The sequence below is a fragment of the Bradyrhizobium rifense genome, assembly GCF_008123425.1.
GTDB lineage: Bacteria > Pseudomonadota > Alphaproteobacteria > Rhizobiales > Xanthobacteraceae > Bradyrhizobium > Bradyrhizobium rifense.
In genome coordinates, this window is the sequence record NZ_VSSS01000042.1 from 79,081 (window position 1) to 103,158 (window position 24,078).

21 protein-coding genes are annotated in these 24,078 nt (G+C 64.0%); 6 read left to right on the forward strand and 15 right to left on the reverse strand.

Annotated elements, in window-relative coordinates:
• Positions 1–148 precede the first annotated feature (148 nt).
• Positions 149–1,075, reverse strand: coding sequence for a c-type cytochrome (locus FXB40_RS27390; RefSeq protein WP_148775244.1), 927 nt, complete (start codon positions 1,073–1,075; stop codon positions 149–151).
• 154 nt (positions 1,076–1,229) lie between these two features.
• On the opposite strand from FXB40_RS27390, the gene FXB40_RS27395 reads away from it, so the two are divergent.
• A complete protein-coding gene (locus tag FXB40_RS27395; protein WP_148775245.1) occupies positions 1,230–1,649 on the forward strand; it encodes a CHRD domain-containing protein in 420 nt (139 codons plus the stop codon).
• Between the two features lie 73 nt (positions 1,650–1,722).
• On the opposite strand, the gene FXB40_RS27400 is transcribed toward FXB40_RS27395, so the two are convergent.
• On the reverse strand, positions 1,723–2,343 hold the full coding sequence (locus FXB40_RS27400; protein ID WP_148775246.1) for a class I SAM-dependent methyltransferase: 621 nt from the start codon (positions 2,341–2,343) through the stop codon (positions 1,723–1,725).
• Between the two features lie 90 nt (positions 2,344–2,433).
• Here FXB40_RS27400 and FXB40_RS27405 point away from each other — a divergent pair, with 90 nt between their 5' ends.
• Positions 2,434–2,823, forward strand: coding sequence for a VF_A0006 family four-cysteine protein (locus tag FXB40_RS27405; protein ID WP_246207990.1), 390 nt, complete (start codon positions 2,434–2,436; stop codon positions 2,821–2,823).
• 7 nt (positions 2,824–2,830) lie between these two features.
• Here FXB40_RS27405 and FXB40_RS27410 read toward each other — a convergent pair whose 3' ends face one another.
• The 3 genes from FXB40_RS27410 to FXB40_RS27420 all read right to left on the reverse strand — a co-directional run bounded on the left by FXB40_RS27410 (position 2,831) and on the right by FXB40_RS27420 (position 7,305).
• Positions 2,831–4,114 carry a cystathionine gamma-synthase family protein gene (locus FXB40_RS27410; protein WP_148775247.1) on the reverse strand — a complete coding sequence of 428 codons (1,284 nt, stop codon included), beginning with the start codon at positions 4,112–4,114 and terminating at the stop codon, positions 2,831–2,833.
• A gap of 246 nt (positions 4,115–4,360) precedes the next feature.
• Complete coding sequence (locus FXB40_RS27415) at positions 4,361–4,810, reverse strand: c-type cytochrome (RefSeq protein ID WP_148775248.1); 450 nt, start codon at positions 4,808–4,810, stop codon at positions 4,361–4,363.
• 185 nt (positions 4,811–4,995) lie between these two features.
• Complete coding sequence (locus FXB40_RS27420) at positions 4,996–7,305, reverse strand: xanthine dehydrogenase family protein molybdopterin-binding subunit (RefSeq protein WP_148775249.1); 2,310 nt, start codon at positions 7,303–7,305, stop codon at positions 4,996–4,998.
• 262 nt (positions 7,306–7,567) lie between these two features.
• On the opposite strand from FXB40_RS27420, the gene FXB40_RS27425 reads away from it, so the two are divergent.
• Positions 7,568–7,735, forward strand: a complete 168-nt coding sequence (locus FXB40_RS27425) for a DUF2934 domain-containing protein (RefSeq protein ID WP_148775250.1) — start codon at positions 7,568–7,570, stop codon at positions 7,733–7,735.
• 92 nt (positions 7,736–7,827) lie between these two features.
• On the opposite strand, the gene FXB40_RS27430 is transcribed toward FXB40_RS27425, so the two are convergent.
• Positions 7,828–8,214, reverse strand: coding sequence for a DUF1127 domain-containing protein (locus tag FXB40_RS27430; RefSeq protein WP_148775251.1), 387 nt, complete (start codon positions 8,212–8,214; stop codon positions 7,828–7,830).
• Positions 8,215–8,779: 565 nt separating this feature from the next.
• On the opposite strand from FXB40_RS27430, the gene FXB40_RS27435 reads away from it, so the two are divergent.
• Positions 8,780–9,868 (forward strand): acyltransferase family protein, encoded by a 1,089-nt coding sequence (locus FXB40_RS27435; RefSeq protein ID WP_187437180.1) that lies wholly within the window; start codon positions 8,780–8,782, stop codon positions 9,866–9,868.
• An 8-nt stretch (positions 9,869–9,876) separates the two neighbouring features.
• Here the strand turns inward: FXB40_RS27435 and murJ are convergent, their stop codons facing one another.
• From murJ to FXB40_RS27460, 5 genes are all read right to left on the reverse strand, one after another.
• Positions 9,877–11,403, reverse strand: coding sequence for a murein biosynthesis integral membrane protein MurJ (gene murJ, locus FXB40_RS27440; RefSeq protein ID WP_148775253.1), 1,527 nt, complete (start codon positions 11,401–11,403; stop codon positions 9,877–9,879).
• 47 nt (positions 11,404–11,450) lie between these two features.
• Positions 11,451–12,638 carry a DegT/DnrJ/EryC1/StrS family aminotransferase gene (locus tag FXB40_RS27445; protein ID WP_283812953.1) on the reverse strand — a complete coding sequence of 396 codons (1,188 nt, stop codon included), beginning with the start codon at positions 12,636–12,638 and terminating at the stop codon, positions 11,451–11,453.
• A 10-nt stretch (positions 12,639–12,648) separates the two neighbouring features.
• Positions 12,649–13,653 (reverse strand): Gfo/Idh/MocA family protein, encoded by a 1,005-nt coding sequence (locus FXB40_RS27450; protein ID WP_148775254.1) that lies wholly within the window; start codon positions 13,651–13,653, stop codon positions 12,649–12,651.
• A gap of 182 nt (positions 13,654–13,835) precedes the next feature.
• Entirely contained in the window at positions 13,836–15,248 is a 1,413-nt protein-coding gene (locus FXB40_RS27455) for a mannose-1-phosphate guanylyltransferase/mannose-6-phosphate isomerase (RefSeq protein WP_187437181.1), read from the reverse strand.
• A 7-nt stretch (positions 15,249–15,255) separates the two neighbouring features.
• Positions 15,256–16,245, reverse strand: coding sequence for an SDR family NAD(P)-dependent oxidoreductase (locus FXB40_RS27460; RefSeq protein ID WP_148775256.1), 990 nt, complete (start codon positions 16,243–16,245; stop codon positions 15,256–15,258).
• Positions 16,246–16,436: 191 nt separating this feature from the next.
• On the opposite strand from FXB40_RS27460, the gene FXB40_RS27465 reads away from it, so the two are divergent.
• Positions 16,437–17,396 (forward strand): lysylphosphatidylglycerol synthase transmembrane domain-containing protein, encoded by a 960-nt coding sequence (locus tag FXB40_RS27465; protein WP_148775257.1) that lies wholly within the window; start codon positions 16,437–16,439, stop codon positions 17,394–17,396.
• 103 nt (positions 17,397–17,499) lie between these two features.
• Positions 17,500–18,273 (forward strand): glycosyltransferase family 2 protein, encoded by a 774-nt coding sequence (locus FXB40_RS27470; RefSeq protein ID WP_148775258.1) that lies wholly within the window; start codon positions 17,500–17,502, stop codon positions 18,271–18,273.
• Here the strand turns inward: FXB40_RS27470 and FXB40_RS27475 are convergent.
• The 4 genes from FXB40_RS27475 to rfaD form a co-directional block, all read right to left on the reverse strand.
• Entirely contained in the window at positions 18,251–20,173 is a 1,923-nt protein-coding gene (locus FXB40_RS27475; protein WP_148775259.1) for a nucleoside-diphosphate sugar epimerase/dehydratase, read from the reverse strand. The two genes, FXB40_RS27470 and FXB40_RS27475, sit on opposite strands and share 23 nt — an antisense overlap.
• 85 nt (positions 20,174–20,258) lie before the next feature.
• A complete protein-coding gene (locus tag FXB40_RS27480; RefSeq protein ID WP_430648160.1) occupies positions 20,259–21,548 on the reverse strand; it encodes an O-antigen ligase family protein in 1,290 nt (429 codons plus the stop codon).
• Positions 21,545–23,029, reverse strand: a complete 1,485-nt coding sequence (gene rfaE1, locus FXB40_RS27485; RefSeq protein WP_148775260.1) for a D-glycero-beta-D-manno-heptose-7-phosphate kinase — start codon at positions 23,027–23,029, stop codon at positions 21,545–21,547. Before rfaE1 ends, FXB40_RS27480 begins: the two co-directional genes overlap by 4 nt.
• Before the next feature lie 12 nt (positions 23,030–23,041).
• Complete coding sequence (gene rfaD, locus FXB40_RS27490) at positions 23,042–24,022, reverse strand: ADP-glyceromanno-heptose 6-epimerase (protein WP_148775261.1); 981 nt, start codon at positions 24,020–24,022, stop codon at positions 23,042–23,044.
• Positions 24,023–24,078: the final 56 nt, after the last annotated feature.

Genomic DNA, 24,078 nt, shown 5'->3' on the forward strand with positions numbered 1-24,078 from the left:
GCGCTTCGTGCGATACGGTAAAATCACACGTCGAAGCGATCAGCCACAGCTGCACGAAAAACTCACGCCCCATTGCGACGCAATTCCAATTCCCGGATTGGCGACGATGCGGGCGCAATCACGGCGTGTCAATTGGAAAGGGCCTGCTTCAGCCGCCACCCTCCTTGCGTTTGGGCGGCGTCGGGCCGTCGACCGGCGGCAGCGACTTCAGATAGGCGGCCATCGCGGCGCGATCCTCCGGCGTCAACTGCGCGAGGTTCCTGATCACCGGCCGCATCGAGCCCGATGCGCTGTCGCCTTCGGGCATGTCGCCGGTCTCCAGGAAGTCGGCAATATCCTTCTCGCTCCAGCCGCCAATACCCTTCTGCGTGATGTTCGGTACCCAGCCCTCACCTTCGGGATTGGGACCACCGGCGAAGCGTTCGCCCCGGTTGATCCCACCGAGGGCGTTGCGCGGGCTGTGGCATTCGGCGCAATGACCAAAACCGTTCACGAGATAGGCGCCGCGATTCCATTGCGCGGACCGCGCTGCATCCGGCATGACCGGCCTGACGTCCATGAACAGCAATTTCCAGATGCCGACATTGCGGCGGATGTTGAAGGGAAACGGCAGATCGTGGTCGCGCACCCGGCCGGTCACCGGCGGCAGCGTCTTCAGGTAAGCAAAGAGATCGCGGACGTCGTCGACCTTCGAGATGTGGTAGGAGGTGTAGGGAAACGCCGGAAAATAGTGCGTGCCCTCAGGCGAGATGCCGCGCATCACCGCGTTGACGAAATCGGCCTCGCTCCAGCGGCCGATGCCGTAGGTCGGGTCGGGGGAAATGTTCGGGGCATAGAACGTTCCGAACGGCGAGCCGAGCGCCAGGCCGCCGCCAAGTCTGAGACGATCAGGCTGATTGGGCACGGCATGGCAGGACGAGCAGCCGCCGACATTGAACAGCTCCTGCCCATTGGCGAGATCAGGCCCGCGCGTCGGCGCCGGCAAGGCCAAAGCGGTCGGCGCAGTCAGCCACCAGTAGGCGGCAAAGGCTGCGACAGCGGCGATCAGGATGACAGAGATTATTCGTCGCAGCATTTAGGATCCTATCGGGCTCTGGCGAATTTACGGGATGATCCCGCGGTCGCTCCAGCCACGAATAATTTAGATGGTTTGATCGGAATCCGGGAATAAAGTCCGAACCGCACTGTTTGCAAGTTGACAGCAATCAGGCGTCAACAGGGAGAGACCCATGAACAAAGCGCTTTTTGCCACGCTGGCGCTCGGAGCCGCCGTCGCATTCGCAGGCTCGGCCAGTGCGGAGAAACTGAAGGCGACGCTGGACGGCAAGTCCGAAGTGCCGGCGACCACCAGCAGCGGCACCGGCACGGCCGATCTCGACTATGACGCCGCCACCAAGAAGCTGTCCTGGAAGGTGAGCTATTCCGGCCTCTCCGGCCCTGCCACCGCCGCCCACTTCCACGGCCCCGCCGAGGTCGGCAAGAACGCCGGCGTCGCGGTCCCGATCGCGGGCATCGCCACCAGCCCGGCCGAAGGCTCGGCGACGCTGACCGACGCGCAGGCCTCAGATCTCCTCGCCGGCAAGCTCTACGTCAACATTCACACCGCGGCCAACCCGGGCGGCGAAATCCGCGGCCAGGTGACGAAGTAAGTTTTGTAATAACTTCATCGGCGAAGGCCGGGCGCACCAAGCGTCCGGCCTTTCCGATTCCAGCTGGGACGAGTCAGGCGGGACGCTTGCGTACGGCGACCTGATGGCTCCTGAGGATCACCTCGGCATCGTCGTGCCAGGCGAGAAAAATGTCGACGGCGGGCGCAACGCGCTCCGAATCCGGATTTTCCGGCTTCCAGGTGTAATCGTCCATCAGCATCACACCGCCCGGGCGCAGCAGGCGCCAGGCGCCGAGGCAATCGATCATCACGTCGTCGCGCTGATGGCTGCCGTCGACATAGATGAAATCGAACACCGCATTCTCTTCGCGCAAGCTGCCGAGAGCCTTGATCGAGGTGCCGACGATCTTGCGCAGCCGCGGACCATAGGCGGCGAGGTTGCGATCGAAACGCCCGGCATCTTCGTCATTGAAGAGATCGACGCAGGTGAGATGGGCGCTGGCGAAGAATTCGAGCCAGAACAGCGCAGAGCGCCCTTCTTTCGAGCCGATCTCGAGCACGCGACTCGTCGTATCGCGGATGTCCTTGAACAGCGCGCTCCAGGCGACCGTGCGCGCGGCGACGTAATCGCGCCGAAATTCCTTGCCCGCAAAGATGTGCGCGTAAGGGTCCTGGGCCCGCGCCAGCTCGACAACCCGCGCGCGAAGTCGTGCCTCCCGGGCAGGATCGCTCATGAGAGGCCGAACCTTGGCTGAACGATGGCACCGGCCATTGTGCCACCGATCTGAAGCATTATGATCGCCTCCAGAGCCAAGGGGCGCAACATGACCACTCCCAACGCGAATTATCCGGCCTTCTCTGACACGCTATCGCACCAAGGCGCCTGCCGGAAGCCTGCTCGCGCGCTATTACACGTCCTGACCGGCGCCGTCGTTGCCGGAGCGCTTGTTGCGTTCTCCGGTCCGGTCGTCGCGCAAACCGACATGGAAAGGCAGGCTCAATGCGAGTTGTCGGCGATCCGCGATACGAGATCGCCCCTCGCCGTCCAGTACATCCGTTCGGCCTGCAACTGGCTGGTGGTCAATGGCGACTCCCTGCTGAATGCGTCCAGCAAGGGCTATTACATCTGCCTCGTGCGGCAGCTCTCTGGCGCCCAGTCCAACGAGGCAGCCGCGGCCATCATGTCGGCATGCCGCACGTCCAATCCGCTTTGAGTCCCGTTCAAGCGGCGTTCAGCGCGTGCTCAAGATCCGCGATCAGGTCCGACGGGTGCTCGATGCCGATCGACAGCCGGATCGTGGAGTCCAGCACGCCGATCTTGCGGCGGATGTCGGCGGGCACGCCGGAATGGGTCATCGTTGCCGGCAGGCTCGCCAGCGATTCCGTTCCGCCCAGGCTGACCGCGAGCTTGAAGATCTGCAAGCCGTTGAGGAATTTCTCGGCCGCCGCCTGACCACCGACGATGTCGAACGAGAACGTCGATCCCGCACCTAAGCATTGCCGCGCGAACACGCGCCCCGCAGGCGAGGTCTCCTCGTGATGGCCGAGATAGTGCACCTTCGCCACCTTGGCGTGGTCGCGCAAGAAATCCGCGACGAGGCGCGCGTTGCTGTTGGCCTTGTCCATGCGCAGGCTCAAGGTTTCCAGCGAGCGGTTGATCATCCAGCAGGAATGCGGATCAAGCTGGGTGCCGATGGCGCCGCGCAACGCCTTGATGCCCTTCATGATCGCCTTGGCGCCGAGGGCCGCGCCCGCGATCAAATCGGAATGACCGCCGACATATTTGGTCAGCGAGTACAGCGAAATATCAGCGCCATGCTCGATCGGCCGCTGAAACACCGGCCCGAGCAGCGTGTTGTCGCAGGCGATGATCGGCGTGTGGCCCTGGGCCTTGCCGATGGCGTCGGCGACGCGGCGCATCAGCGCGACATCAACGAGGCCGTTGGTCGGGTTGGCCGGGGTCTCGATCAGGATCATCGAAACCCGGCCCTTGCGCATCGCCTCCTCGGCGGCCTGGTTGACCGCCGCCTCGTCGACGCCGTCGGCAAAGCCGACCGCGCCGATCGAGAGCCGCGCCAGCGTGTTGGTCAGCAGCGTTTCCGTGCCGCCATAGAGCGGCTGGGAGTGCAGGATGACGTCGCCGGGACGGATGAAGGCCAAAATCGTCGTCGAGATCGCCGCCATGCCCGATGAGAACAGCGCACAGCTCTCGGTGCGCTCATAGACCGCGAGCCTGTCCTCAACGATCTCGCTGTTGGGATGGTTGAAGCGCGAATAGACGAGGCCTGCGCCCATGCCCTCCGGCGGCTCGCGCCGGCCGGCGACGAAATCAAAGAAGTCCTGCCCGTCCTCGGCCGTCCTGAACACGAAGGTCGAGGTCAAAAACACCGGCGGCTTGATAGCGCCTTCCGACAGTTGCGGATCATAGCCATAGGTCAGCATCAGCGTTTCCGGATGCAGCATATGGTTGCCGATATGGGTCTTCGACGGAAACGGTTTGACCATGGCCTGCCTCGCTGTTGACTGAGATCGTCGCCGCGCGTCGGAACTCCGGACGTCGTGACGCATCAACGCCGCGACGGCGCGAGCAAACATAACCACTCTGACGGCGATCCGTCAGGCCATATGAACAGAATTTGCTTGTGAGCTGCCGTAGCCCGGATGGAGCGAAGCGCAATCCGGGGCAGGCCTATCCGCTTCGACAGTTCACCGGATTTCGCTGCGCTCCATCCGGGCTACGAACTGGAACCGCTACTTCAGCTTCAGCCGATACGTCTCGTGGCAGTCGGTACAGCGGTCGTTCATCGCAGTGTAGGCGGCCTTCAGGCTCGCCACATCGGTGACCTTGCCCTTGACCTCGGCGATCGCCTTCTGCACCGGCGGAATCTTGGAGTCGAAATCGGCCTTGTTCTGCCAGACCTTTGGCGAGGAACCATAAGTCGCGTTCACAACGTCCTGCTTGGGATTGACCTCGAAGGTCTTCGCGATCTTGGCGACGTCAGCCTCGAGACTGGCGATCGCCTCGTCGACGGCTTTCTGATTGTAGGGAATTTCGCCCTTCGTCATCTTGAGGATGACGCCGTACATGCTCTTGGCCTGCGAGCGCATCAGATTGTCCTGCTGGACGGCAATATCCTGCTGCGCCATCACGGCGCCCGCACCCAGCACCAGGGTGCCCGCGACAATCAAAATTCGTTTCATCGGCGTGTTTCTCCGGCTCGCAAGTCGGTTTGGGGGAAGGTCATTCATGGTTAGAACCCGGCGGCGGGCGATTATTCCCGCCGCCGAGAAGCCGCGCTCAAAGCATGATCCGGAAAAGTGCGCAGCGGTTTTCCGAAAAGGTCATGCTTAAACAACAACCTAAAGCGCGATGAGATCATCGCGCTTTAGAGGCTGTGGCGGCGATGATGCTCGTTGATCGCGATCCAAACACGTTCTGGTGTCGCCGGCATGTCAATGTGGTCGATCTTGTATTCGCGCCAGAGCCCGTCGACGATGGCGTTGACGACGGCCGGACAGGAGCCGATCGCGCCGGCCTCGCCCGCGCCCTTCACGCCCATCGGATTGGTCGTGCAGGGAATATTGTTGGTCTCGAACACGAAGGACGGGCCGTCGGCCGCGCGCGGCAGCGCATAGTCCATGAAGGTCGCGGTGATGAGCTGGCCATCGCCCGCGCCATAGACCACCTGCTCCATCAACGCCTGGCCGATGCCCTGCATGGCGCCGCCATGCACCTGGCCCGCCAAAAGCAGCGGATTGAGCGTCTTGCCGAAATCGTCGACGATGACGTAGTTGACGATCTTGATGATGCCGGTCGCCGGATCGATCTCGACTTCCGCGACATGCGTGCCGTTGGGATAGGTGCCGTCGGCGCTGGCAAAGGTCGCGCTCGCGTTCAGCTTGGACGGATCGGCCCCCGGCCGCTTGGCGAGATCGGCGAACGAGATCGACCGGTCGGTGCCGGCGATGCGCACGATGCCATCGGTAATCTCGAGGTCGCCGGCGCTGGCTTCCAGCGCCTGCGCCGCGATCTCCTTGAGCTTTTGGCCGAGCTCGCGCGTGGCGCGCTCGACGCTGACGCCGCCGGAGGGGATCGAGGCCGAGCCGCCGGTGCCGAGGCCGGTGGCGATCATCGCGGTGTCGCCCTGGTGGACGTGCACGCGCTCCGGCGCGACGCCGAACTGCTCGGCGACGATCTGCGCATAGGCGGTCTGGTGGCCCTGCCCGCTCGATTGCGTGCCGATCAGGACGGTGATGTCACCATTGGGGTCCATCCGCACATTGGCGGTCTCCTCGCCCATGGTGCCGCAGACCTCGACATAGCTCGCAAGCCCGATGCCGCGGATCAGGCCGTCCTTCTTGGCCGCCTTGGCGCGCTTGGAAAACTCTTTCCAGTCGCCGATCTCCATCGCGCGCTTCAGATGCGCGGCGAAGTCGCCGGAATCATAGACCTTGCCGGTCGCGGTCTTGTAGGGCAGCGCCTTCGGCTGGATGAAATTCTTGCGGCGAATGCCATCAGGCGTCATGTCGAGTTTTCGCGCGCAGGCATCGACCAGCCGCTCGATGACATAGGCCGCCTCGGGCCGGCCCGCGCCGCGATAGGCATCGACCGGCACGCTGTTGGTGAAGACGGTCCGCACCCGGCAGTGGAAAGCCTGGATGTCGTAGAGGCCGGGCAGCATGCCGGCGCCGCCATGCGGGATGTAGGGGCCGAAGGTCGACAGATACGCGCCCATGTCGCCCATCAGGTCGCAATCCATCGCGAGGAATTTGCCGTCTTCAGTCATCGCCATCTTCGCGGTGGTGACGTTGTCGCGGCCCTGCGCGTCGCCCATGAAATGCTCAGTGCGGTCCGCGGCCCATTTCACCGTTTTCTTCAGTTGCTTTGCCGCGACCGCCACCAGGGCGTATTCGCGATATGGAAACAGTTTTGTGCCGAAGCCGCCGCCGACGTCGGGGCAGATCACCCGCATCTTGTCGGTCGGGATATTCAGCACGTTCTGGCACAGGATGTCGCGCAGCCGGTGGCTGCCCTGGCTGCCGATTGTGAGCGTGAGATGATCGTTCTTGGCGTCGTATTCGCAGACCGCCGCGCGCGTCTCCATGAAGCTAGCGACCACGCGCGGATTGACGATGGAGATCTCAGCCACCGTATGCGCCTTGGCAAACGCAGCTTCGGTCGCGGCCTTGTCACCGATCGAAACGTCGAACAGCACATTGCCGGGCTTGTCCGGCCAGACCTGCGGCGCGCCCTTTTTGACGGCGTTGACGAGGCCGGTCACCGACGGCAGCGGGCTCCATTTGACCTCGATGGCCTCGATCGCGTCGCGGGCCTGGTCGATGGTCTCGGCAACGACGAAGGCGATGCAATCACCGACATGGCGCACCTCGTCCTTGGCGAGGATCGGGTAAGGCGGGCCGGTGAACGGATCGGTCTCGAAATTGAACAGGCAGGGCAGATTGCCGAGATCGCCAACCTCTGCGGCGGTCAGGATCAGCGCCACCCCGGGAAGGGTGCGGGCGCGGCTGGCGTCGATGGTGAACTTGGCATGCGCATGCGGCGAGCGCAGCATCAGGCAGCGAAGCGCGGCCTGCGGCGCGTAATCGTCGGTATAGCGGCCCTTGCCGCGGATGAGCGCGTCATCCTCCTTGCGCAGCACGCTTTGGCCAACGCCGAACTTGATGGGAGCCGCCATTTTCTTGTCCCGTCCTATGGTTGTTTTGCCGGCATACTGCCGTGGAAAAAGTGGCAAGGCAAACGGCTTTGTCGGTACCGGACCTCAATCCCGGGCGTGGCGACTTCTGCCAAACGGCCGCAGCTCGTAGGGCAGGAACAAATCCTCGCTGGAAAAGCTTGTATTTGCGGAGACGGAATCCGGAGCGGGACGGTCGCCAGCGTGGTCATACCATGTAACGCCCGTGTGGCCGCGTTTACGTCCCCAATGAACGAGCGGACCCATGCCCAACCCGACCGAAGAACAGATCCGAATCCGTGCACATCAATTGTGGGACCTCGCCGGACAGCCTGAGGGGCGCGAGGACGAATTCTGGCACGAAGCCGAACGCGAATTGAAGGACGGCGCCACAAACAATCCCGACGAGAAGTCCGAGACGTTCCTGGAGTAGCAGGCACGGGTGCAAGACACGCCTGAGAACAAGCAGCCATTCTCGCCGCCGCCTGCTCTCAGAGCGCATGTCCACGTCTCGCAGTTGATCATTTACATCCCACCACGGTTCAACAGATACCGCGTGCTGTCTCTCAGCGTATCGATCGATCGCTGAGGCGTGAGATGGTCGATCTCGCCGCGCGTCAGGCCGATGTCCCTCAGCTCCCTATCACTCAATTCCTGCAACGAGAGCGGTCGGTTCTGGCGCCGCTGCTGAAACGCACGCCAACATTGCTTGACCAAGCCGAGGATACTTCGCGTCGGTCCGGCGGCGTTCTCGTCCGACAAGGCGTTGTCCAGCGCTGCAGCGGACGCCTTGAGGCGTGCTGCCAAAGCCTGGTCGACGGCGTTCTTGGCCGACACGATGGAGAGCTTGGGGACGCGCCTTGCGGCATCGCCCTCAATCCCGGGTGAGATGTTCGTCAGTTGAGGTGGCATCGCATGCTCCTGCTGTTGTGCCGGCAGGGAGCGTGGCCAAACAAAAGGCCCCGTCCGATGCCGGCGGGGCCTGGTGGAAAAGATGTCGTCGACGAATTCCTAGCGCGCGACTCCTTCCACGGCCCAGCCGAAGCGGGTCATGTTCGAGAAGTTAACGTTGCGCGACCATTTAATCATGGCGAGGCCAATAGCACGGTAATCGCGCAAAATCAAGAGATGTGCGGAGTTTGGCTGCACCCAGGAGGCGAGCCTCCGTCTCAGCCGTCGCAGGCTGCTCCGAAATGCGCGGTCGCAAGGGTAAGTGACATTCGTTCAAGTTGTACGTTTAATTTAACCCGCGCGATACACCCTATGGTTTAGTGAGGTCCCAGTGAGAATGGGCACCTCGTATGATCAGGGATGTTTTGAGCTCTGCGGCTGCAAGGCCGGGCGTCAGCAGCCTCCAACGATCCGAGGTCGCGGAACGGACCCCGCGAGAGCATCATCTCGCCAACGTGGATCGCGAATCGCGGGCGCACACGTCCGGGGCCGCGCCTGGCCGATGACCATGCCCCTACTTACAAGGGTGGACGCCTCGCCCGCCTCGCCATTTGACCCTCGGCTGGAATCCCTGCGCGGCCTCGCCTGCCTGACGGTATGCGTATTCCACGCGACGCACGTATTTGCGAGCAATCCCCAATCGGTTTTCTTTGACACGCTGCTGCTGGCCGCCAATCCGGCCGCGGCCGTGATGTTCTTCTTCGTGCTCAGCGGCTATGTGCTCGGGGCCTCGCTGGAGCGCGACCTTGCAATCGCGCCTTACCTGGCGCGGCGGCTGTTCCGGCTGATTCCAGCGTTTGCAGCAGCGGTCGTGTTCGCTTTCGCCTGCGAGCGCCTTTTGCGCCTAGATCCCGCCCCGGCCGGGCTCACAACCGGCTTCCAGCACCTGTTCTGGCCGCAACCGACCTGGCACGATCTGTGGGACAATCTGCTGCTTGGCTCCAATCGGGTGAACGGTCCGACCTGGACGCTGTTTCCCGAATTGTTGGGATCCATGATGTTGCCGTTCGTGGTCGCTGCGCATGGCAGGATTGAACCACGATGGCGCTGGGCATTGTTCGCCGCGGTCACGATCCTGCTCACGAGCAGCCCTTACCGAACGCTGCTGTGGTTCTATTTCGGCTGTTTTCTCGTCAAGGAGTTTGCCGCGCTGCTCGCTGGTCGAAGGCAGCTTGCCACGGTCGCGTTCATCTCGGGCCTGGTCGGACTGGAGATAGCCGGCTCCTACGATGAGTTCTATACGGTGGGCATTGTGCTGGTTTCGGCCACCGCAGCCGCGCTGATGATGGGTGCGGTGGTGTCGTCGCGCGACATGCTGCGGTGGACAACGACCGCGCCGCTCCGCTTCCTTGGACGAATCTCGTTCAGCCTCTACCTCGTGCACTGGCCGATCTTTTATGTCTGTGCCCTGGTCGCGGTTAACTGTGGCTCGATCGTACCGACACAGATTTGGGGCAATCTGTTCGTGATGGTGACCTCACTTGTCGCGGCGATCGGCATCGCAGCACTGGCGTATCGGTTCATCGAAGCCCCTTCGATTCGCGCAGGCGCGCTCGCGGCACGCCTCCTTGCGGAGACGTGGAGAAGCCGGGCAGTTGTTAACAGCGCCGGCTGATATCTGCTCTAACCACGCACCAGCGGGACCAGCCAGTTGCGGCCGAACAATACCAGGATCGCGAGCGCATAGACGATGGCGCCGCCGACGGCCAGCAGCACCAGAGTCATTTCGTCCCGGAAGTGCATCGCGCCTAACCCTGAGGCGCTGAAGCGTGCGATCAGCCAGAAAGCGGCCGCCAGGATAATTCCGGTCAGCAGGAATTTGCCGAGCGACAGCAGCCAGGCACGATCAAGCACGAGAAAGCCTCGTCGCACGGCGAAGAACAGCACCAGCAGCAGATTGGTCCAGACGCCGACGGCTGTTGCGAGCGCCAGGCCGATCTGGGCGAACGATCCCATCAGGGCGAGTTTCAGCGCGACGTTGACCGCGATGCCCGACAGCGAGGCGCGAACCGGCGTCGCGGTGTCCTTGCGCGCATAGAAGGTCGCGACCGCGCTGCGGATCAGCACGAAGGGGATCAGCCCGATGGCATAGGCCGCGAGCGTGCTGCCTGCGGCAACCGCATCGGCCTTGGAGAACGCTCCGCGGGCGAACAACGCCCGCATGATCTCGTCGGGCACGGTGAGGAAGGCCGCGACGAACGGCACCGAGAACAGCAGCGTGAAATCGAAGGCGCGGCGTTGCGCCTTCATCGCGCCGTCATGGTCGTTGGCCGTGATCCGCCGCGACATCTCCGGCAGCAGCACCGTGCCGATCGCGATGCCGATGACACCGATCGGCAGCTGGTTGAGTCGGTCGGCATAATAGAGCGCCGAGAGCGCGCCCGCGGGCAGGAAGGTCGCGATGATGGTGTCGGCGAACAGCGCGACCTGCGTGCCCATCGAGCCCAGCGTCGCTGGTCCCAGTGCCCTGAAGAAGCCGCGGACGTCCTCGTCGAGCTTGAGCGGCGCGAAGCGCGGCAGGCCGCCATGACGGGCGAGGTCGCCTGCCAGCAGAAAATATTGCAGGAAGCCCGAGATCAGCACACCCCAGGCGGCGGCATGGCCGGCTGTCGGAAACCAGGCGGCGAGCGCCAGCGTCATCATCATCGCGACGTTGAGGAAGATCGAGGCGGCGGCGGCGCTGGCAAAGCGCTGCATCACATTGAGCATACCGCCATAAAGCGTCACCAGCGTGATCAGCAGCAGATAGGGAAAGGTGATCCGGGTCAGCTCGATCGCGAGCTTGCGCTGCTCGGCATCCTCGCTGAAACCGGGCGCAAGGATGCTCATGGCCTGCGGCATGAACAGCCAGGCGACGATCAGCAGCACCACCTGCGAGGCCAGCAGCAGCGTGAAGATGCGGTCCGCAAACAGCCGCGCCGCCCCCTCCCCGCGCTCGCCATGGACGTGGGCATAGGCCGGCACCCAGGCGGCGTTGAAGGCGCCCTCGGCAAAGATCGCGCGGAAATGATTGGGCAGCCTAAGCGCCACGAAAAAGGCGTCGGCCACGGGGCCGGCGCCGAGGATCGCCGCGAGCATGATGTCGCGGGCAAATCCCGTCAGCCGCGAGAGCAGCGTATAACCACCGACCGTGAAAATGCGTCCGAGCATGCGTCCCTTCTAGAGGAAGAGACTGCTCGCTGCAAAATCAGGGCAGGTCAGGCCGACAGCGCGCCGCGCACGGCCGCGATGATTCGCTCCTGATCGGCTTCGGTCAGGTAGGCGTGCATCGGCAGGCTGATGACGTCCTGCGAAAGGCTCTCGCAAGCAGGCAGGCCGCCGTCGGCGACCGGATACTGCTTGTAGGCGGTCTGCTGATGCATCGACTTGCCATAATAGATCGCGGTCGGCACGCCCTGCGCCTTCAGCGCGGCGGCAAAGCCATCGCGGTCGGTCCCCTCAGGGAGGCGGATGGTGTACTGCGCCCAGACCGAGGTATTGCCCGGCGCCAGACGCGGCACGGTCACGACGTTGGACAGGCCCCGCGCGTAGCGCTCGGCGACCTTGTTGCGGGCGGCGATCTCGTCGTCAAAGATCTTCAGCTTCTCGATCAGGATCGCGGCCTGCATGGTGTCGATCCGGCCGGTCAGGCCGAGGCGGACGTTGTCGTATTTGTCGACGCCCTGCCCGTGCACCCGGATGCTGCGCAGCGTGGCCGCGAGCTCGTCGTCATCGGTGAGGATCGCGCCGCCGTCGCCGAAACAACCGAGCGGCTTTGCCGGGAAGAAGCTGGTCGTGGTGGCCAGCCCGAAGGTGCCGAGCTTGCGACCCTTGTAGCTGGCGCCAAAACCTTGCGCGGCATCATCGATCACGAACAGGCCTTCGGCCTTTGCGATCTCGGCGATGGCATCGTGGTCGGCAGGCTGCCCGAACAGATCGACCGGAATGACCGCGACAGGCTTCAGGCCAGCCTTGCGCGCGGCCGCGATGGCGCGCCTGAGCGACTCCGGGCTCATGTTGAAGGTCGCTTCGTCCACATCGACGTAGACCGGCGTCGCGCCCATCCGCGCCGCGGGCGACGCGGTCGCGATGAAGGTGAACGACGGACACAGCACGGCATCGCCGGGACCGACATTCTTCGCCATCAGCACCATCAGAAGCGCATCGGTGCCGCTGGCGCAGCCGATGACGTGCTTGGCGCCGCAATAGGCCGCGAGCTGCTTCTCGAGCTCCGCGACTTCGGGTCCGTTGACGAACTGGCAATGGTCCATCACGCGCTTGACCGCGGCATCGAGCGAGGCGCCGAGCCGGACGCGCTGCGAGGCGACGTCGATGAAGGGAATGGGTTCGGAACGCAGATGCTGGTTCATGGTCCGGTTCTTGGCGCCTTCTTGCGTGGTCGACATGGAAAGGGTTTTAGCCGGCGACGCGGCGCGGGCCCTTGCGGGCGGGCGAGCTGGCTGCGGGCCGCGACGGCGTCTCGAGGCACTGCGTCGCGATCTCGAGGCTGGCGACGCCCTCGTCGCCGGTGACCGCTGGCGTCTCGCCGTTGCGCACGGCCTTGAGGAAGGCGATCAGCTCGGCGCGGAGCGGTTCGTCATGGCCGACCGGCAGATGCCGCATCGAGTAGCTGCCATCAGGCTTGAAGCCGAAGCATTCGGTGACCTGGCGCGTCAGCAGGTCGCCCATCACGTATTTGCCGCGGGTCGCGACCGTGACGCTGCGCGCCTTGAACGGCGTCAGCCAGTTGGTGTTGATGTGCGCAAGCACGCCGTTGGCGGTGCGGAACTGGAGCAGCGCAATGTCCTCGCGCTCGGCGACCGCGCTCGACAGCTGCGGCTGCACTTCGACGATGTCGGATTCGGTGAACCAGCGGATCAGATCGATGTCGTGCACGGCGAGATCGATGACGACGCCGACATTGGACATGCGCGGCGGGAACGGGCCGACGCGCGTGATCGCGATCGAGAGGATGTCCTCGCCCGCGATGGCCTGCTTGACGGCGGCGACCGCCGGATTGAAGCGCTCGACATGGCCGACCATCAGCGTGACGCCGGCTTTTTGCGCGGCGGCGACGATCTCGCGGCCTTCCGCGACCGTGGATGCGATCGGCTTCTCGACCATCACATGGATGTTCTTGGCGATGCAGGCGAGCGAGACCTCGTGATGCAGATGGGTCGGCGCCGCGATGGTGACGGCATCGACGCCCTCAGTGAGGAGCTCGTCGAGCGTCTCGAAGCTCGCGCAATTGGCGAGTTCCATCGCGCGCGTACGATGCGCCGGCGAGGGATCGACCACGCCGACCAGGCTGATGCCGGGCAGACCGCTCAGCACGCGCGCATGGTTGCTGCCCATCACGCCCGCGCCGATGACGCCGACGCGCAGGCCGGCCTGTGCCGGTTGTGACCCTTTGGAACTCATCTGATCGAACCCCGATTCAACGCAAATCCCCGGGCCGCTTCTAGCACGGGTGCCACATTTGTGGCGAATGCCGGCCAAACTGCCCGGACACGATTTGATTCAAAAAGTTACACGTTCTCCGGGCCTTAAGCCGCCTAAAGCGGACTTTTCAGGCCCGGATCCCGTGATTCGGAGTTTGCTGGTTACGACCTTTGATAGTCGTCTTCAATCCGGATGATGTCGTCTTCCCCGAGATAGGAGCCGGTCTGGACCTCGATCAGTTCCAGCATGATCTTGCCGGGATTCTCCATCCGGTGGACCGCGCCCATCGGGATGTAGATCGACTCGTTCTCGTGCACCGTCTTCACGGTCTCGTTCACGGTGACGCGGGCGGCACCACGGACCACGATCCAGTGCTCGGCACGGTGGTGATGCTTCTGCAGCGACAGCCGCCCGCCCGGCTTGACCACGATTCGCTTGACCTGATGGCGCTCGCCATTGTCGACCGACTGGTAGCTGCCCCAGGGGCGATGCACCTTGAGATGCTCCTCGGTCACCTTCGGCGCGACTGTCTTGAGTTTTGTGACCAGCCGCTTGAGTCCGTTGGCATCCTTCTGGCGCGAGACGAGGACTGCATCCGCAGTCGCAACAACGATAAGGTCGTCGACGCCTTCGAGCGCGACCAGCGCGGAATCGCTGGTGACGTTGCAATTGCGGGAGTCCTCAAACACCGCGGTGCCGTGCGCGGCATTGCCTTGCGCGTCCTTGTCCGACAATTCCCACACCGCGTGCCAGGAGCCGACGTCGGACCACCCGCAAGACACCGGCACCACGGCTGCGCGCGAAGTCTTCTCCATCACCGCATAGTCGATCGAGATCGCCTTCGCGGCGCCGAACGCCTGCGGCTCCAGCGTCACGAAGCCGAGATCGCGGCCGGCGTTCGTGACCGCACTGGACACCGCCTCCACGCTTGCCGCATCAACCTTGCGATATTCGTCGAGCAGCAGGGCCGCGGGGAACATGAAGTTGCCGCTGTTCCAGAGATAGCCCGAATTGACGTAGTCGGCGGCCTTCACGGCATCCGGCTTCTCGACGAAGCGCGCGACCGCGTGCACCTCGCCGGAGATCACCTCACCCGGGCTGATATAGCCGTATTCGGTCGCCGGCCGCTCCGGCTTGACGCCGAAGGTGACGATGCGCCCGGTGCACGCGGCAACCAGGCCCTCGCGGCACGCCGCGACGAAGGCGGCATTGTCCTGCACCACATGGTCGGCAGCGAGCGCGAGCACGATCGCTTCACTGGTGCGGTTCTGCGCGAACGCAGCACCTGCGGCGATCGCGGGACCGGAGTCGCGCCGCATCGGCTCGAGGATCACGTCGGCCTCGATGCCGATCTCGGCGAGCTGCTCCAGCACGATGAAGCGATAGGACGCGTTGGTGATGACGATGGGGCGATCGAACAGCGAGGCATCCGAGACGCGCGAGAGCGTGTCCTGGAAGGTCGAGCGCGCGCCGAACAGCGGCAGGAACTGCTTTGGGCGCACCTCGCGCGAAGCCGGCCACAGCCGCGTGCCGGCGCCGCCGCACATGATCAGGGGGATAATGCGTTTGTCCATCGTCATTTCAAACCTTGTAGTGGTCGCGATACCAGGTGACAAAATTGTGGACCCCGTGCTCGATCGGCGTTGACGGTGCAAAGCCGGTGTCGCGCATCAAATCCTCGACATCCGCGAACGTTTCCACCACGTCTCCCGGCTGCATCGGCAGCAATTCTTTGACCGCCGTCCGACCCAGCTCCCGCTCGAGAAGTCCGACGACATGCATCAGCTCTTCGGGGCGGTGATTTCCGACATTGTAGACCCGAGACGGCGCATTTGCGGCAGCCGGATTGTCCGCAGGCACAAGATCAATCAGCTTGGATACTACACGGGTCACGTCGTCAATATAGGTGAAGTCGCGGCGCATTTTGCCATGGTTAAAGAGCCGGATCGGCTGGTCCGCCATGATGGCGTTTACAAACAGAAACATGGCCATATCAGGCCGTCCCCACGGGCCGTAGATGGTAAAAAAGCGCAAGCCCGTGACCGGCAGCCGGTAGAGATGACTGTAGGACTGCGCCATCACCTCGTTGGCCTTCTTGGTCGCAGCGTAGAAGCTCACGGGATGATCGGTCCGGTCCTGCACGGAAAACGGCAGTTTAGTGTTGGCGCCATAAACGGACGATGACGAGGCGTAGACGAGATGACGACAACCGCAATTCCGGCAGCCCTCGATCAGGTTGAGAAAGCCCTGCAGATTGGAATCGACGTAACTCTGCGGATGCTCGATCGAGTGGCGCACGCCGGCCTGGGCGGCGAGATGCACGACCTCCGGAAAGCGATGCCGCGCAAACAGCGCCATCATCGTCTCGCGATCGGCGAGATCGGCCTGGACAAAGGAGAAACGGCGCTCGTTGCCGAGTTGCGCAAGACGCGCCTGTTTCAACGCCGGATCGTAATAGCTGTTGAGATTGTCGAGCCCGACCACGGACCGCCCCTCGGCCAGCAGCTGCCGGGCGACGTGAAAGCCGATGAAACCGGCGGCACCCGTGACCAAAATCGCCCGATCCGTCATCCTGTTCCCAAGCGATCCCCAAAGCCAGCCCGCGACGCCTCTTAGCCGGTATCGAGGGGGCGCAATAGCCCGCACGGTTCATAACCGCTTCCTATAACGGCTATTGCAAGATCGGCGCCAAAACCATACCAAAGCGGCCGAATTCGGCGCGTCGCGTCGGGTTGCCCCGAAACCCTGTTGAAGCGGGTGAAATGCGCCGAATCCTTCTGTCGACAGCCAAGATCGTGATTTCGGCGGCGCTGCTCTATCTGGCGCTGCGCAAGGTCAACCTGTCCGAACTGTTCTCGCGCTTCACCGTGTCCAGCCTATTCTGGATTGGCATGGCAATCGCGGTCACGTTCCTTCAGATCTTCGTCGGCGTATTGCGCTGGCGCGAGGTCAGTGCCGCATGCGGCGCGCCGCTCGGGATCGGCCGGGCCATGCGCTACAACGTGATCGGCTCCTTCTTCAACCAGACCTTGCCGTCCGCGATCGGCGGCGATGCGGTCCGGCTCTGGCTGGTGGCGCGCGCCGGTGCCGGATGGCGTGCGGCGACCTATTCGATCTTCGTCGATCGCGCGATCGGCCTCGTTGCGCTCGCGATCCTCATCGTCGCGAGCCTGCCCTGGAGCTACACGCTCATCACCGATCCGCACGGCCGTTCGGCGCTGCTGCTCGTCGACTTCGCAGCACTGGCCGGCGGCATCGGCTTCCTGATCTTCGGCGCGCTGAAATGGTCGTGGCTGAAGACCTGGTGGGCCACCCACCATATCCACGCTTGCGCCGTGATCGCCAACCGCGTGATCTTCAACCGCACGCGCGGACCTGTCATCGCGATCCTATCGCTGCTGGTTCACGTGCTTGCCGTCGTCATCGCCTGGTGTGTGGTGCAGTCGATCGCAGCACCGGTCAGCTTCGCGCAGGTCTTCCTGCTGGTGCCGCCGGTGATGCTGATCACACTGATGCCGATCTCGATCGCCGGCTGGGGCGTGCGCGAGGCAAGCATGGGGCTCGCCTTCGGCTTCGCCGGGCTGGCGGCCAATGAAGGCGTCAACGTCTCGCTGCTGTTCGGCGCAGTCTCCTTCATGGTTGGCGCATTCGGCGGCCTGGTCTGGATCCTCAGCGCGGAAAAAGCCGCGCAGGGCTCGGCGTCGATTGGGGAGCGTGAATAAGGGTTCACAAGGTCGGCACGGACGCACCGCGACCGCAGCAGTTATCTATCAACCTTCGGGGTTGTTTCCTATAATCTCCGGCGCGTAGCATCACGGATCCGGAATGAAGATCAGCGTCATCACTGCCAGCTACAACTCCCAGGCGACGATCGGCGCCACCATCGAATCCTTCCTCGCCCAGACACATCCCGACAAGGAGATGCTGGTGGTCGACGGCGCCTCGAAGGATACGACGCTGAAGATCGTTGAGTCGTTCGGCTCCAGCGATATCCGCGTGATCTCCGAGCCCGACAAGGGTGTCTACGACGCCATGAACAAGGGGCTACATCTGTTCAAGGGCGACGCGATCGGATTCCTCAATTCCGACGACACGTTCCACAACGACAGCGCGCTGGCCGCCATCGCGGCGGCGCTGGAACAGGCCGACGTCGTCTATGGCGACCTCGACATGGTCACCGATCACCAATCCAAGACCCTCGTGCGGGCCTGGCGTGGCGGACACTACGGTCGCTACTCGTTTCAGCTCGGCTGGGTCCCGCCGCATCCGACGTTCTACATGCGGCGCCAGGTCGCCGAGACGGTCGGCGACTACGATCTGAGCTACATCACGACCGCCGACTACGATTACATGCTGCGTGCGCTGGCGCTGAACGACTACAGGGTCGCCTACCTTCAGCGCGTCATCGCCGATTTCCAGATGGGCGGCATCAGCACCCGCGGCTGGCGCGTAACCTTGCGTGCCAATCTGGAGTGCCTGCGGTCGCGCCGGCAGCATCTGAACGCGCCGGTCGTCGATGCCGCGTTCTTCCTGCGCTTTGCCCGGCGAATCTTTCAACTCCGCTCGCCGGCGTCCCTCAAGATGCAGCGCTCGCGTTGACGCTGAACTCCGGAACGGCATCCTTCAGGATGGTCCTGATAGTGGCGCGATCGTCATGCGCGATGGCGAGCTCGAGCGCGGAGATCCATTTGCGCAGCGTCTGCATCGGCGGCTCGTTCGGCCTCGCCGCCATGACGCCTGCGACCCCGATATCGACGGTCGGCTCCTCGGAGGCGAACAGGATCTCGTTCAGCCGCTCGCCCGGCCTCATGCCGCTGAACACGATCTCGATGTCGTGGCCGGGCTGCAAGCCCGAGAGCCGGATCATCCGTTCCGCCAGATCGACGATCTTCACCGGCTGGCCCATGTTCAACACGTAGACCGAAACGTCGAAACGCCTGGCGCCGAGCGCATGGGTGGCCGCCGTGATGACGAGATCGCAGGCTTCGCGGATGGTCATGAAATAGCGGACCATGTCGGGGTGCGTCACGGTAACAGGACCGCCGGCCTCGATCTGCGCCTTGAACTTGGGCACGACCGATCCGTTCGACGCCAGCACGTTGCCGAACCGGACCGAGATGAAGCGCATCGCCGGCTTGCTGCCGCCGCCCTGCGCCACGAGGTCGTGGTCGAGCGCCTGGCAATACATCTCGGCGAATCGCTTGGTCAGACCGAGCATCGAGACCGGCTCGATCGCCTTGTCGGTCGAGATCATCACCATGGCCTCGGCGCCTGCCGCGAGCGCGGCATCGGCCACGTTGATCGAACCGAAGATATTGGTCTTGACGCCCTCGCTCCAGTCCCGTTCCAGGATCGGAACATGCTTGAGCGCCGCGGCATGGAACACGATGTCAGGCTTGAACTCCGCCATCAGACGCGTGATGCGCTCTCGGTCGCGGATATCGGCGATCCGGCCCTCGATCTCGGCGCCGGAACCGCGCGCGGCGAGCGTCTCGGTGACCGCATAAAGGGCCGGCTCCGAGTTCTCGACGATCAGCAGACGCGCCGCGCCGAACGCACCCACGCGCTCGCAGATCTCCGAGCCGATCGAGCCGCCACCGCCGGTGACGATGACGCTCTTGCCTTTGATCAGGGCCTCGAGACGCGCATAGTCGATCGTCTCGCTCGGCCGCAGCAGCAGGTCCTCGACCGCAACCGAGGTGAGCCGCGGCATATCCCCCTGCTCGAGCGACGGCAGGCGGCTGACGATCAGGCCAAGCCGCCGCGACCGCATCAGCACGGATTCGGGATGCGCATCCGGCTCGAAGGCGGACGGCGTCATCACCACCCGGGCGATCGGTTTGTCGCGCTTGGCGAAACTGGCGATGACGTCCTCGATGTCGTCGGTCGCGCCCACGACCGGCACGTTGCGGATGAGCTGGCCCAGATCGGATCGGGACGGCGACAGCACCCCGACCGGCCGCAGATGCTTGATGGCGCCGCTCTCGATGCCACGCAGCACGACCTCGGCATCGGCGGTGCGCCCAATCAGGAGCGTCGGCGCGGCATTTTCGGTCCTGACGTGATGCATCACGCGGGTGTAGCGGAAATAGCGATAGGCCAGCCGCAATGCGCTCAGCGCGGAGATTTCCAGGAACCAATAGAGGACGATGGTGATCTTGCCGAGAAAGAAGGTGCCGTGCACGTTCGGTGCGACGAAGATGTAGTCGAGCGCGAGAAGCGCGACGGTGAGCACCGTGGCGACGCGGATGATGTTCAGCGCATCGGGCAGCGAGATGAATCGCCACTTCGTGGTCGTCAGGTTGAAGACGTAGAAGACGACCACGCTGAAGGCGAGGAAATAGGGCAGGATCTGCAGCAGCAGCGGCAAGCGGGCTGTGAAGCCCGCGCCACCCTCGAAGCGCAGATAGAACGCAACGAACAGGGCCGCGGCCGTGGCCACCACGTCGTGAAGCGCGATCAGGAAATTGCGCAAGGTAAGATGCGATAGACGGGTCATCTGCCGGCTGACTATATCCAGTTCTTCCACACAACCTGACCGCGCTGATAGCCCATCTGCCCGGGACTTGCCAGCGCCCCGAAGCTCAGCTGCGAGCCTCTCCCGGGCTCCGGCCGTTCCGGCGCGAATTGAGCACCATGCCGCCGGCCACGCCGACACCAAGCACATACATCCACCCTTCGTGGAAGTCGAAAAGATGGGAATTGAACAGCGAGGTGAACACGTTTTGCACAACGACCAAAAGCCCGATCCAGTTGGCGAGATCGTCGCCGCGGAACAGGAGAAGATGCACCGCCCACATCGCATACAGGATGATAATGCCGACAACGCCCCATTGCACGGCCACGTTCAGCGTCTGGTTATGGGGATTGCCGATCACCTCGCGTGAGGCCTGGTAAGGGCCGCCGGTCGCAGCCTGCTCGAACAAGCCGCGCGTCGAGCCGGTTCCATGACCGACGACCGGCGCCTCGGCAAAGAAACCCAGCGATTTGCGCCAGAACTCGAGCCGAAGTCCGATCGATGTCGGAATGCCCCTGTCCCTGTACAGCTCGTACTGCACGGAGAATGTCTCAATCGTCGTGTGCAGCTTCGACGAAGTCTGCCATGCCAGCGCCGCGAGGGCCGCGAGAGCCACGAAGATGATGAGGACGCTGCGCCATTTCAAATGCAGCAGCCCGAACACCGCCAGCATGATCGGCACGGTCACGAGTGCGGTGCGCGAGATCACCACAAAGGCCATGTTGACGAAGAAGCTGAGCGCGATCGCCGCCAGCAGGGCGGCCAGCCAGCCCCTGTTCCGCTGCAGCAGCTTCACGATCGGAAACGCGAGCGCGACCGCGCACAGCGTGAATTCCTGGCTCTGGTCGATGTAGTTCTTCACGAAGATGCCGCGCGAATTGGGTTCCTCGGGCGGCTTCAGCGAGAACGTGGGATGGAGAAACACGAGCCATGACATCACCGACAGCAGCGCGCAGGACACCAGAAACGCGATGAACACAAGGTGTCCGCGCGACGAGCGTTCGAAATGATAGATCAGGACCGGGAGCACCAGCAGCTTCGTCGTCGGGTTCACGGCGTAGAACCGCGCGCCCCAGGACGCCTCCGACCACAGCGTGCCGACGAGCGCGAGCACGAACAGCGCGATCGGCAGCGCACAGACCGGTCGCTTCAGCGACTGCAGGAAGTCCCTGACGTCGAGAAACGGCACCATGCAAGCCAGCATCGCGACATTGAAGATCGCCGCCAGCGACGTCGACCACGGCAGCGAGGCCGCGGTCAGGATGGCAAACAGATCGACCGTCTCGGACCATGCCGCCGGACTGCGCAGGCGCCGGAGCGTCGTCCCCCACATCGATTCCCGCGCGAGCTCCATCACTTCGTCTCTCCGCGCGCGCGATGAACCAGCGCGGTCGTGCTGAAACCCTTGAGAATGTCGATCAACACGACCGTTCCGCCGGCGGCCTCGACGACCTCGTGGCCGACCACCTGCTCGCGGGTGTAGTCGCCGCCCTTGACCAGCACGCTCGGCGTGATGCGCGTGATCAGGTCGATCGGCGTGTCCTGCTCGAAGATGACGACGAGATCGACGGCTTCGAGCGCGGCCAGCACTTCGGCACGTGCCCGCTCGTCCTGGACCGGGCGATCCGCGCCCTTCAGCCGCCGCACCGAGGCGTCGCTGTTGAGGCCGACGATCAGGCGGTCGCAGGCGGCGCGCGCCGCGGTCAGCACCTTGACGTGGCCGGGATGCAGGATGTCGAAGCAGCCATTGGTGAAGCCAACGCGCAAGCCCTCCCCGCGCCATTCGGCGAGCTGGGCGTCCAGCCCCTCCGGTGCGCTCACGACCTTCTCCTCGGCCGCGAGAGTGGCATGCGGCAGAATCCTTCGCCGCAGCTCGGCCGCGCTCACGCTCGCGGTGCCCTGCTTGCCGACCGCGACCGCGGCGGCCGCACTCGCCATGCGCAGCGCCGTGTCCCAGTCCGCCCCGGCCGCGATCGAGACCGCGAGCGCCGCGGCCACGGTGTCGCCGGCGCCGGAGACGTCGCGCACCTTCACCGGGAACGCCGGAACATGGACGGCCTCGCCCTTGCGCGGAACCAGCGTCATGCCGTGCTCGCCCTGGGTGACCAGGATCGCCTCGCAATCGGCCAGCCGCATCACGTCCTCGCTGGCATCGACGATGCTCTGCGGCGTGTCGGCGCGGCTGCGGGTGGCTTCCGCGAATTCCTTGCGATTGGGCGTGAGCAGCGTGGCGCCGCGATAGATCGCCCAGTTCAGGCTCTTGGGATCGACGATCACGGGCTTGCCGAGCTTTCGCGCGGCATCGATGGTATGGCGGATCACGCGCGCGGTCAGCACGCCCTTGGCGTAGTCGGACAGCAGCACGATATCGGCGCGCGCGATCTGCGGCACGATCGCCTCGATCAACTTCGTCTCGATTTCATCGGAGGCAGGCTGCGCCTGCTCCCAATCCGCGCGCAGCATATGCGTGGAGAAATGCTCGGAAACAAAGCGGACTTTTCGCGTGGTCGGCCGCGACGGGTCGCACACCAGCGCGCTCTCGATGCCGGCATGGTCCGCCAGCGTGGCCTTGAGCCGCGCCCCCGCATCGTCCTCCCCGACGAGACCGACGAAGACGCAGCGTGCACCGAGCGAAGCGATATTGCGCGCGACGTTGCCGGCGCCGCCGATATGGATCTCGCTGCGCTGGGCCACGATGACGGGGGTCGGCGCTTCCGGCGAAATCCGCGACACCTCGCCATAGACGAACTCGTCCAGCATGATGTCGCCGATGCAGAGCACGGTGCGGCCGGAGATGGCTTGAGCGAGGGCATCGAAATCGAGAAGGGGCGTCGGCATGGTCAATAGGCCTTAACGGAAGCGATCGGGCCGGTCGAGATAATCGGCGACATAGGCCTTCACCGCGTCCTCGAGCGTCGTGAAACCGCCGTTATAGCCGGCGCGGTGGAGACGATCGACCTTGCTCTCGGTGAAATATTGATAGCTGCCGCGGATCTGCTCGGGCATGTCGACATAGTCGATGTTGGGCCTGGTGCCGAGCGCGGCATAGGCAGCCAGCATCAGGTCCCGGAAGCTGCGCGCCTTGCCGGTGCCGACATTGAACAGCCCCGACACCGCAGGCGTCGCCAGCAGCCACAGGATCACGCGCACGACGTCGTCGACATAGATGAAATCACGGCGCTGGTCGCCGTCGGCGATGCCGTCGCGATGCGACTTGAACAGCTGCACGACGCGGCCGGCTTTGACGTCGTCGAAGCGGCGCGCCAGCACGCTCATCATCGTGCCTTTGTGGTATTCGTTCGGGCCAAACACGTTGAAGAATTTCAGGCCCGCCCATTGCGGCGGCAGCGGATCGCCGTTCGCTGCGCGACCGGCGACCGCGAGATCGAACAGCTGCTTGCTCCAACCGTAGAGATTCATCGGCCGCAGCTTCTTCAGCGCCGGCAGCGAGGCATCGTCGTCAAAGCCTTCCGCGCCGTCGCCATAGGTCGCCGCCGACGAGGCGTAGATCAACGGAACCGCGTTGGCCGTGCACCAGTCGAGCAGGCGCATCGAGAAGCGGAAATTGGTCTCGATCACGAGATCGCCGTCGGTCGCGGTGGTCTCGGAAATCGCCCCGAGATGGATCACGGCATCTAACTTGCGGCCCTTCAGCCAGTCAGGCAGCTCGGCCGGGGGAACGATATCCACAAGCTGCCGCTTGGCGAGATTGCGCCATTTGCCGTCGCGACCGAGGAGATCGCAGACCACGACGTCGCTGCGGCCAGCGCCGTTCAGCGCCGCGACGACATTCGATCCGATAAAACCGGCCCCGCCGGTCACCAGCAACATTCCAACCACCCTGCCCGATTTTTGCGGCCCCGATACCTGCCCTAGCGCATCATCTG